This is a genomic window from Lysobacter sp. Soil_N_23, assembly GCF_057656135.1.
Window position 1 is genome coordinate 1 of the sequence record NZ_JBDGKY010000041.1, and the last position, 10,005, is coordinate 10,005.

The 10,005-nt window shown below is 68.6% G+C and carries 8 protein-coding genes and 1 other RNA gene; 2 read left to right on the forward strand and 7 right to left on the reverse strand.

The annotated features are described in order from the left end of the window. Positions 1 to 211 precede the first annotated feature (211 nt). The 7 genes from rpiA to AC3A3X_RS17730 form a co-directional block, all read right to left on the reverse strand. A complete protein-coding gene (gene rpiA, locus AC3A3X_RS17700) occupies positions 212 to 874 on the reverse strand; it encodes a ribose-5-phosphate isomerase RpiA (protein WP_487584295.1) in 663 nt (220 codons plus the stop codon). 63 nt (positions 875 to 937) lie between these two features. Then, positions 938 to 1,408, reverse strand: coding sequence for an EVE domain-containing protein (locus AC3A3X_RS17705; protein ID WP_487584296.1), 471 nt, complete (start codon positions 1,406 to 1,408; stop codon positions 938 to 940). Then, positions 1,405 to 1,998 (reverse strand): 5-formyltetrahydrofolate cyclo-ligase, encoded by a 594-nt coding sequence (locus AC3A3X_RS17710; protein ID WP_487584297.1) that lies wholly within the window; start codon positions 1,996 to 1,998, stop codon positions 1,405 to 1,407. The genes AC3A3X_RS17705 and AC3A3X_RS17710 overlap by 4 nt, the downstream gene beginning before the upstream one ends. A gap of 191 nt (positions 1,999 to 2,189) precedes the next feature. Then, positions 2,190 to 2,376: non-coding RNA, 6S RNA (ssrS, locus tag AC3A3X_RS17715), on the reverse strand. 129 nt (positions 2,377 to 2,505) lie between these two features. Continuing rightward, positions 2,506 to 2,811: a cell division protein ZapA gene (locus AC3A3X_RS17720; protein WP_158734165.1), complete on the reverse strand. Its 306-nt coding sequence runs from the start codon at positions 2,809 to 2,811 to the stop codon at positions 2,506 to 2,508. A 64-nt stretch (positions 2,812 to 2,875) separates the two neighbouring features. Then, positions 2,876 to 3,097 (reverse strand): TIGR02449 family protein, encoded by a 222-nt coding sequence (locus AC3A3X_RS17725; RefSeq protein WP_158734166.1) that lies wholly within the window; start codon positions 3,095 to 3,097, stop codon positions 2,876 to 2,878. Positions 3,098 to 3,177: 80 nt separating this feature from the next. Next, complete coding sequence (locus AC3A3X_RS17730) at positions 3,178 to 7,755, reverse strand: EAL domain-containing protein (protein WP_487584298.1); 4,578 nt, start codon at positions 7,753 to 7,755, stop codon at positions 3,178 to 3,180. A gap of 200 nt (positions 7,756 to 7,955) precedes the next feature. On the opposite strand from AC3A3X_RS17730, the gene AC3A3X_RS17735 reads away from it, so the two are divergent. Both AC3A3X_RS17735 and AC3A3X_RS17740 read left to right on the forward strand, forming a co-directional pair. After that, the gene (locus AC3A3X_RS17735; RefSeq protein ID WP_487584300.1) at positions 7,956 to 8,495 is read left to right on the forward strand and encodes a UPF0149 family protein; all 540 of its coding nucleotides are present in this window, start codon (positions 7,956 to 7,958) and stop codon (positions 8,493 to 8,495) included. A 67-nt stretch (positions 8,496 to 8,562) separates the two neighbouring features. Continuing rightward, positions 8,563 to 9,888 (forward strand): aminopeptidase P N-terminal domain-containing protein, encoded by a 1,326-nt coding sequence (locus AC3A3X_RS17740; RefSeq protein WP_487584299.1) that lies wholly within the window; start codon positions 8,563 to 8,565, stop codon positions 9,886 to 9,888. Positions 9,889 to 10,005: the final 117 nt, after the last annotated feature.

Sequence of the window (10,005 nt, forward strand, 5' to 3'; positions counted from 1 at the left end):
TGGCGAGATATGCCGCCCCTGCCCTCATCCGCCTGCCGGCACCTTCTCCCGCTCGCGGGAGAAGGGTGGCTCCGGTGGGGGGCTCCGGCCGACCGCCCTGCCGGCGCGGCAGCACAAGATCCCGCGCAGCCTTAGCCCCTCGCCCGCTTGCGGGAGAGGGGGGGTGAGGGCAAACGGAGGCAATATAACCCCGGGGCCGGGGCAGCGCTGACTACAGCAGCGTCGGCGGCTCGCCGCCGATGATCACCACGTCGGCAGGGCGGCGGGCGAACAGGCCAACGCTGACCACGCCAGGAATCTGGTTGATCGCCTGCTCCAGTCCGACCGGATCGACGATCGCAAGGCCATGGATGTCCAGGATGATGTTGCCGTTGTCGGTGACCACCCCATTCCCGGCGGCGTCCTGGCGCCATACCGGCTGGCCGCGCGTCATCGCCAGGATCTCGCGTGCCACCAGGCTGCGGGCCATCGGGATCACCTCGACCGGCAGCGGAAACTTGCCGAGCACATCGACGCGCTTGCTCGGGTCGACGATGCAGACGAACTTCTGGCTGGCCTCGGCGATGATCTTCTCGCGGGTCAACGCCGCGCCGCCGCCCTTGATCAGGCGCTTGTGCGGATCGCACTCGTCGGCGCCGTCGACGTACAGCGAGAGCGGGCCGGTGGCATTGAGGTCGAGCACTTCGATGCCGTGCGCGCGCAGGCGCTGCGTGCTCTGCTCCGAGCTCGACACCGCGCCCTTGATGCGGTCCTGGATACGGGCGAGGGCATCGATGAAGAAGGCGACCGTGGAGCCGGTGCCGACGCCGACGATCATGCCGTCCTCGACGTACTCGATGGCTTTTTCGCCGGCCAGGCGCTTGGCTTCGCTCATGGTTTCAACTCGTTGGGATCGGGAATTCTTTGTCGCTGCGCTCGCGACGACAGGGACGGGGACTTACTCCAGCGACAGCAGGTACTTCCACTGCGCCGCTTGCACCGGGAACACCGACAGCCGGTTACCCTTGCGGATCAGCGCAAAGTCCTCGCCGAGCCTGTCGGTATGCTGCTTGATCTCGTCCAGCGAAATCGTGCGCTTGAGCTTGCGGTCGAAGGCGACGTCGACCAGGAACCAGCGCGGTTCCTCGCGCGTGCTCTTGGGGTCGAAGTAGTCGGACTTCGGCTCGAACTGGGTCTCGTCCGGGTAGGCCTTGCTGGCCACCGTGGCGGTGCCGACGATTCCGGGAACGTCGGTGTTCGAGTGGTAGAACAACACGCCGTCGCCCACCTGCATGCCGTCGCGCATGAAGTTGCGCGCCTGGTAGTTGCGGACACCATTCCACGGCTCGGTCCCGACCCGCTCGAGGTCGTCGATCGAGAACGCATCCGGTTCGGACTTCATCAGCCAGTAACGGCGGCGTGCGGTCATGCGGTGGCCCTGCTGCTGCAATCGAGGGTCGTCGATTCGGTGCAGACCGCGTCCAGGGCGACGTCCCAGTCGGCGCGGTCGAGCGTATCGACGTGTTGTATGTCGAACGCGGCGCCCACCAGCCAGGGCGGAGCCGGGCGCTGGTGGCGGAATGCGAAGCTGCGATCGTACCAGCCCCCGCCCATGCCCAGCCGGTGGCCGCGCGGGTCGAAGCCCACCAGCGGCGTCACCACCAGGCTCATCTGCTCCGGGTCGAGCAGGGAGCTGGGCGCCACGTCGGGCTCGGGGATGCCATGACGGTTGCTGACCAGCGGGTCGCCGGAGCGCCATGGCGCGAAGCGCAGGCGGCCGTCCTCGTTCAGCACCGGCAGGCAGTACACGCACTCGCGCAGCAGGCGCAGTTGCCAGACGTGGAGGGCGATCTCGCCGTCGGTGGCCCAGTAGCCGGCGACGTAGCCCGAGGCCGGCGCGAACGGCAATGCCAGCAAATGCGCGGCCAGGCGTTCGGCAGCGGCAATACGGTCGCCTGCGCCCAGGGCGCGGCGGCGGTCGCGGAGTTCGCGGCGCAGCGCCGCGCGGTCAGCCGTCATGCGGCGCTCGATCCTTTGCTGCGGCGGGCAGGAAAGCCGGCCAGGAGGGGGCAGGGTAAAAAAGATCGGGCGCGAAGTCGCGCCCGGTCCTGGGTTTGATCGTGCCTACGATCGAAGCGGCGATCACCGAGCCGATCGTGCTGTTGTGGAGCACGGCATCGGCACGCCGGGGATCGACGCCCCTGAATGAGTAGTCCTCCGCCGATGGCGATGCTTGCGAAACGACCTTGAACCCGGGGTTCAAGTGGGAACGCTTGGATGCCTTCGGGCTTCCCGCTACGAGGCGGACCTGCACTCCGGGCCTCCGTCGCGCCCCCGGTGTCGTCAATAAGGGACAAGGCGAATGTTTGCGCACGCTGTCGCGCACAGCAGAGGACGTTGCGAAGTATAGCGCGCAGCTTGTGAAGTGCATGCCCGCTCGTCGGCATCGCGCTGGAACGGTTCAGTGCACGCGTGTGCACGATCCACGGAACACGGATCGGAAGCGGTTCGGTAGAGCCCAGCGACTCAGCGTGCGGGCAGATCGAACAGGTCGTCGAGGCGGCGATGCAGGTCGGTCAACGTGCGCGAAAACTCGCGGTCGCGGCTCGATTGTTCGTTTCGCAGTTGCTGCAGGTCGTGGGCGAGATTGAGTGCGGCCAGGACGGCGACGCGGTCGAGCGCGGCCATGCGGTTGTTGCCGCGGATCTCGCGCATCTTGGCATCGAGCAGCTTGGCCGCCGACAGCAGGCTGTCGCGCTCGTCGGGTTCGCAGCCGACGGTGTACTCGCGATCAAGCAGGCGGATGCTGACCGGTTCGCTGGCACTGCTCATCGCGCGCTCCCTTGCATGAGAGCCATCGATCCGGTGCTCGATCCAATGTGCATCAGGCCAGGACTCACGTGTGCTGCTCCAGAGACTTCAATCGCGCGATCATCGCTTCGACACGGGCGCGTGCCTGTTCGTTCTTGGCAAGCAACGCCGAGCGTTCGCCCATCAGTTGCTCCTGCTGCTGGCGCAGGCTGCGGTTCTCCTCGCCCAGCCGGCGCGAGCGCTCGGCGAGCTGCTCGACCCGGTCGGAGAGCGACTTGAGTTGGGCGAGAAGTTCGGCTTGGTCCATGCCGCGCACGATAGCAGGGCCGGGGGGCCGGTCAAGGACCCCGGTTCATGCCGGAGTGGGGCAGTTCGATTCCGCCGTGATCAACCGGGCGAGCCGACCTTGCCGACTGAGCCGCTCCCGGCCGGTCCGCTCCCAATCGCGCCGCTTCCAGCTACCCCGCTTCCAACCGCGTCGGCGTCGGCAGCAGCGCTCCCTCCCGGCATCGACTGCGGCGTCCAGGCGCGGATGAAGGCCAGGCAGTCGGCCGCTTCCAGCGGTCGCGCCAGCCAGTAGCCCTGGATCTCGTCGCAGCCGCGACCGCGCAGGAACTGCATCTGCGCTTCGGTCTCCACGCCCTCCGCTATAACGGTCAGTCCCAGCGAATGCGCCATGGCGATGACCGTGGTGGTGATGGCCTCGTCGTCGGCGTCGCGGGTGAGGTCGCCGATGAATTCCTTGTCGATCTTCAGCGTGTTGATCGGCAGGCGCTTGAGGTAGGCCAGCGACGAGTAACCGGTGCCGAAGTCGTCGATGGCCAGGCCGACGCCGAGCGAACGCAGCGCGTCGAGCGTCGCCGAGGTCTGCCCGGCGTTGGCCATGATCACGCTTTCGGTCAGCTCCAACTGCAGCATCTCCGGCGGCACGCCGCTTTCGACCAGGGCACGCGCGACCTGCTTGGGCAGGTTGCCGCGCAGCAGTTGCAGCGACGACACGTTGACCGCCATCGTCAGCTGGTCCAGGCCGTTGTGGCGCCAGCGCTTGAGCACGCCGCAGGCTTCGCGCAGCGCCCATTCGCCGATGTCGAGGATCAGGCCGCTCTCTTCGGCGAGCGGGATGAACTGCGCCGGGGAAATGTCGCCCAGTTCGAAGCTGCGCCAGCGCAGCAGTGCTTCCACGCCGGTGATGCGCGACTGGTCCAGCGACAGCTTGGGCTGGAACACCAGGCGCAACTCGTTGCGGTCGAGCACGCCGCGCAATGCCGCCGAGATCGTCGCGCGACCGCGGATCTCCACGTCCATCGCCTCGGTGTAGCGCATGAAGGTGCGGCGGCCGGCGGCCTTGGCCTGGTACATCGCCGTGTCGGCGTGCTTGAGCAGGTCGGTCGGCACCAGCGCGTGGTCGGGGTAGAGGCTGATGCCGATCGACGGCGAGATCACCACGTCGTGGCGCTGGTCGATGTCCAGCGGGGTTTCGAAGGCGATCAGCACGTCGCGCGCGACCTGCTCGGCCTGCTCTACGTGCTCGAGGTTTTCCAGCAGAACGGTGAACTCGTCGCCGCCAAGGCGGGCGACGGTGTGTTGCGGCCCGACTGCCTGCTGCAGTCGGATCGCGGCGGCGCGCAGGATGCGGTCGCCGGCGGCGTGGCCGAGCGAGTCGTTGATGTCCTTGAAGCGGTCCAGGTCGAGGAACAGCATCGCGATGCGACTGCCATGGCGGCGCGCGCGCACGATCGCACGCGACAGCCGCTCCGACAGCAGTGCGCGGTTGGGCAGGCTGGTCAGGGTGTCGTAGTTGGCCAGGTAGCGCAGTTCCTGTTCGGCGCGCTTCTGGTCGGTGATGTCGCCGAGCACGGCGACGTAATGGCCTTGCTGGCCACTGGAGTCGAGCACTTCGCTGCCCTGGAACCAGCACAGGAATTCATCGCCGTTCTTGCGCTGCTGCCAGATCTCGCCGGACCAGCGGCCGTTGCGGCGCAGTTCGCTGCGCACGTGCTGGTAGAACGCCGGATCGTGCTGGTCGCTGTCGAGCAGGCGGGTCGGGCGGCCGATCACTTCCGAATCGGCATACCCGGTCATGCGGGTAAAGGCGGGATTGACCGAGACGAACTGGAACTCGCGGTCGAACACCGCCACCGCCTCGATCATGCTGTTGAGCACCTGGCCGGCGATCAGGCGATCGCGCTCGGCGCTGCGGTTGGCGGTGATGTCGCGGGCGGTGCCGGCCACGCGCAGGGCGCGACCGTTGGCGGCGCGTTCGACGACGCGGCCGCGTGCACGCATCCACACCCACTTGTTGTCCTCGCGCACGCGGTGCTCGGACAGGAACAGCGCGGCGTCGCCGCGCAGGTGGCGCTTGAGTTGTTCGACCGCCTGCGGCTGGTCCTCGGGATGGATCTGCAGGTTGGCGTCGACCAGCGTCTGCACGCCCAGGTTCAGTCCGGCCTGATCGTCGGCGCGGGTGCGGCGCAGCACCCGGTTGTCGAGGTCGTAATCCCAGAACTGCTCGCCCGAGGCCCACAGCGCCAGTTTCAGGCGTTCGTCGCGCTCGCGGATCTGGGCGAAGTAACCACGCTCGCGGCGGCGATCGCGGTGGCGACGCCATGCCAGCACCAGCGCCAGGGCCAGGGCCGCGAGGACGGCACCGGCGGTCACCAGCGGATGGCGCCACAGCGGCGGCGCGATGCGTACCGGGATCTCGAGCGTCTGCTCGTTCCACACACCGTCGCGATTGGTGGCCTGGGCCAGGAAGGTGTAGTTGCCCGCTGGCAGTCGCGTATAGGTGATGTCCTGCTCGGTGCCGTTGTCGACCCAGTCCTTGTCGAAGCCGTCCATGCGGTAGCGGTAGCGGATGCCGGCTGCCGGGGCGAAGTCGAGCGAGCCGATGCGCAGGCGCAGCAGGCCGGCGGCATCGGGCAGGTCGAGGCGGGTCTGCTGCCAGAGCGCGCGCGGTTCGGCGGTCGCCTCGCTGCCGACCCAGGCGCCGAGCAGCTTGAGCGGTGCGCGGTAGTCGGAGTCGACGATGTGCGTGGGGTCGAACAGGTTGAGGCCGCGCACGCCGCCGAAGACGATGCGGCCGTCGCCGAGCTGCGCCATCGAACCGCCGTGGAACTCCAGGTCCTGCAGGCCATCGGCGAGGCCGTAGCTGCGCGTGCGCTCACTGCCCATGTCGAAGCTGATGATGCCGGCCTGCGTGCTCAGCCACAGCCGGCCGGCCGGACCTTCGGCGATCGCGAAAACGACCGGCACCATGTCGCTGTTGAGCGTGCCGGTGAGCGGGTGGGCAAAGCTGATGCTGCCGTCGGCCGCTTCGACCACGCGGCTCAGGCCGGCATGCGTGCCCACCCAGAGCGTGCCGTCGCGCGCCACGTGCAGGGCGCGTACGCGATTGCCCGGCAGGCTTGCCAGGTCGTTGCTGGCATGTCGGAAGTGCCGGACCTTGCCGGTGGCGGGATCGAGCACATCCAGGCCGTCGCCGGTGCCGATCCAGACATGGCCATGGCGGTCTTCCACGATCGCGTGCACGACCGGGAAGCTGAGGCCGTCGGGATCGTTCTCGCGATAGGGGTAGTGGGTGAGCTTGCCGCTGTCGGGGATGTAGTGGAACGCGCCGTTGCCGTGGCTGCCGATCCACAGCGAGCGATCGCGCGCCACCGCCAGCGAACGCATCGGCTGACGCTCCATGCCCGGAATCGCCAGATGGCGCGCCTGGCGCCGTTGCGGATCGAGCAGGTAGAGGCCGACGTCGGTGGCGACCCACAGCTCGCCCTCGTCGGCCGGTGCGAATGCGGTCACGCGCGGTGGCGTCGCCTGGTCACCGAGCAGCGGGGTGAGGTCGTCGAAGCGGTCGTCGGCCAGTTCGTATCGCAGCAGGCGGGTGTTGTCGGTGCCGAGCCAGAGTGCGCCGTCCTGCGACTGCGCGATGGTGCGGATGCTGTCGGCGGCGGCCGGGCTGCGCGGGCGCGAATGCTCGAGATTGAAGACGTAGCGGAAGCGCGTGCCGCGCGGATCGGCGATCGCGACGCCGCGGAACTGACCGCCCACCCAGAGCATGCCGCCACGGTCGACCAGCAGCGCGTTGACGGCGTCGTCGGGAAGGCTGGCCTCGATGCGAGGCTCCTCGTGCACTTCCTCGTCGTTGCCGGTGGCGGGATCGAAGCGACGCAGCCCGTACCCGTAGACCGACAGCCACAGCCGGTGGTCGGGTGTCTGCGCGATCGCGCGAACCGACGTCGCGGCCGGGTCCGCAGGCGCCTCGCGCGGCCAGGCCCGTACCAGCTCGCGGCCGTTGCTGTGCAGCCGATACAGGCCATCGTTGCGGCCTACCCACAACTGGCCTGCCTGGTCCTGCTGCAGCGACAGCACCGGCTCCTGCGGGCCGACGCGTTGCACCGTGCCGGCCGGATCGATCCGATGCAGCCCGAGCGGACTGCCGTACCAGGCCATGCCGTCGCGGGTTGCCAGCAGTGTCTGCCGGCTGGCGGCACCGGCAGGCTGCGACTGCAGCGACAGCACGTTCTGGCGTGTGCCGCTGTCCGGGTTCAGACGCTCCAGCCCTGCCGCGCTGCCGACCCATATCAGCCCTCGGTAGGGCAGGAGCGCAACCACCTGGCGATGGGGCTGGCTGGGCGCCGAGGCGGAATAGCGGCGGATCTTGCCGTTGCCCAGGTCGAGCCGGCTCAGGTATTCCGCAGAGGTGCCCACCCACAATGCCCGTCCACCCTCGAGCGCAAGCGCGGTGATGTTGCTGTCGGGCAGGCTCTGCGGGTCGCGCGGGTTGTGCCGGAAGGGCAGGTAGCGCTGGCCGTCGTAACGGTGCAGGCCGCCCTGGGTGGCGACCCAGACGAAGCCCTGCGGGTCCTGGACCATCGCCGTCACGGTGTTCTGGGTGAGGCCGCGCTCGCTGCCCAGGCGCGAGAAGTAGAAGTCGCGCGTCGCCGCCGCTACCGGCGCGGTCGCCATTGCCAACGCCAGCACCGGTCCGGCGAGACGGACGAGCCAGACGATCCGGACGGGGAAGCAGGCAGAGGAGGGCGGACGCACGGACACCCATGGGTTTGAGTACTGCAGCGCGCAGTGTAGGCAAGCGTTCAGCCTGGCAACAAGACGCGGCTGCATTGCTACACTGCCGTGACTCCCCCGAGCCTCGTCCCGTGCCCGAAATTGAACTGCCCGATCTGACCGCCATCGAGGCCGAGAGCCGCCAGCTGGCCCTTGCTGCTTCTCCCTTTGAGCTCCATGGCGGCTTGTGCGGCTGGCTCGCCGGCGGCGGCGCGGCGGTGCGCGAATGGCCGGCCAAGGTGCTGGCCGACGATGCGCTGCCGGCGCCTGCGCAAGGCGGCGCGCTGGACGAACTGCGCGAAGCCAGCGCGGCCCAGCTGGCCGACCGCAGCTTCGACTTCGCCCTGTTGCTGCCTGCCGCCGACACTTCACTGGCGGAGCGCAGCGGTGCGCTGTTCGACTGGTGCCGCGGTTTCCTCGGCGGCTTCGGCCTGGCCGGCGGCGGCAAGATCAAGCTGTCCGACGAGGGCCAGGAAGCACTGGCCGACCTGGGCAAGCTCGCCGCCGCGCAACCGCAAAGCGACGGCGACGAGGAAGACGAGATCGCGCTGGTCGAGATCGAGGAGTTCGTCCGCGTCGCGGTGCTGCTGTTGCACGGCGACTGCGTGCTGGCCGCGCAGCATCGGCAGCGCCTGAACTGATCCACCCGTCCATGCGTCCGGGGCGCACCATTCCGTAGCAGGGAGTGCGCCCATTCAACGGTTATCCATGACCAAGCCCATCACGATCCCCGCCAAGGCCTACGCCCGCCGCCGCAAGCAGCTCATGCGCATGGCCGGCGACGACGCGATCCTGGTGCTGCCGGCCGCGCTCGAACGCATCCGCAGTCGCGACACGCATTACCCCTATCGCCAGGACTCCGACCTGCTCTACCTCACCGGCTTTCCGGAACCGGAGGCGGTGCTGGTGCTGGTGCCCGGTCGCAAGCACGGCGAGGTGCTGCTGTTCTGCCGCGAACGCGATGCCGAGCGCGAAAGCTGGGACGGCCCGCGTTTTGGTCCGGAAGGCGCGGTCGAGGCGTTCGGTCTGGACGATGCCTATCCGATCACCGATCTCGACGACATCCTGCCGGGCCTGCTCGAAGGCCGTTCGCGTGTCTATTACCACTTCGGTCGCGACCAGGAATTCGATCTCAAGCTGATCGGTTGGCTCAACCGCGTGCGCGCGATGGTGCGCCAGGGTGCGCAGCCGCCGCACGAGTTCCTCGAACTGGGCCATCTGCTCGATGAGTTGCGCCTGTTCAAGGACCGCGACGAGATCCGCCTGATGCAGCGCGCCGCGGACATCAGTGTGCTCGCGCACGAGGCGGCGATGCACGCCGTGCGCCCGGGCATGCACGAGTATCAGTTGCAGGCCGAACTCGAGCGCGTGTTCCGCCAGCATGATGCCGAGCCGGCGTACGGCAGCATCGTCGGGGCCGGTAGCAATGCCTGCGTGCTGCACTACCGCGCCAACAATGCGCAGGCGCGTGACGGCGATCTGGTGCTGGTCGATGCCGGCGCCGAATACCGTGGCTATGCCGCCGACATCACCCGCACCTTCCCGGTCAGCGGTCGCTTCAGCAAGGAGCAGCGCGCGCTCCACGATCTGGTCGGCGCCGCGCAGGCGGCGTCTCTGGCGCAGGCGCGCGTCGGCATCCCGTACGAGGCGGGGCATGTGGCGGCAGTGGAGACTCTGACCGAAGGCCTGCTCAAGCTCGGCTTGCTCAAGGGCCGGCTCGAGAAGAACCTGGCCGACGGCAGCTACAAGCGGTTCTATCGCCACAAGACCGGCCACTGGCTCGGCCTGGATGTGCACGACGTGGGTGAGTACCGCATCGACGGCGAGTCGCGCCTGCTCGAGGCCGGCATGGTGTTCACGATCGAACCGGGCCTGTATGTCGCGCCCGACGACAGCTCGGTCGACGCGAAGTGGCGCGGCATCGGCATCCGCACCGAGGACGACGTGCTGGTTACGCAGGACGGCCACCAGGTGCTGACCGGCAAGCTGGCGCGCAGCGCCGACGAGATCGAGGCGTTGATGGCGGGCGGCTGAGGCCTGTCGTCCCGAACGCGGTGAGGGGCCTGCTGTTGCTGTTGCTGTTGCGTGTTGGGCTTGCGTCTGCGGAGGGGCGTCGTCCGCCGGGCCGGGGATTGCTCCGCCCCTTCGTCG

Bases quoted from the DNA above. Each gene is read 5' to 3' on its own strand.
- AC3A3X_RS17740 (WP_487584299.1), top strand. From the start codon at position 8,563: ATGACCAAGCCCATCACGATCCCCGCCAAGGCCTACGCCCGCCGCCGC.
- rpiA (WP_487584295.1), bottom strand. From the start codon at position 874: ATGAGCGAAGCCAAGCGCCTGGCCGGCGAAAAAGCCATCGAGTACGTC.
- AC3A3X_RS17710 (WP_487584297.1), bottom strand. From the start codon at position 1,998: ATGACGGCTGACCGCGCGGCGCTGCGCCGCGAACTCCGCGACCGCCGC.
- AC3A3X_RS17730 (WP_487584298.1), bottom strand. From the start codon at position 7,755: ATGGCGACCGCGCCGGTAGCGGCGGCGACGCGCGACTTCTACTTCTCG.
- AC3A3X_RS17705 (WP_487584296.1), bottom strand. From the start codon at position 1,408: ATGACCGCACGCCGCCGTTACTGGCTGATGAAGTCCGAACCGGATGCG.
- AC3A3X_RS17720 (WP_158734165.1), bottom strand. From the start codon at position 2,811: ATGAGCAGTGCCAGCGAACCGGTCAGCATCCGCCTGCTTGATCGCGAG.
- AC3A3X_RS17725 (WP_158734166.1), bottom strand. From the start codon at position 3,097: ATGGACCAAGCCGAACTTCTCGCCCAACTCAAGTCGCTCTCCGACCGG.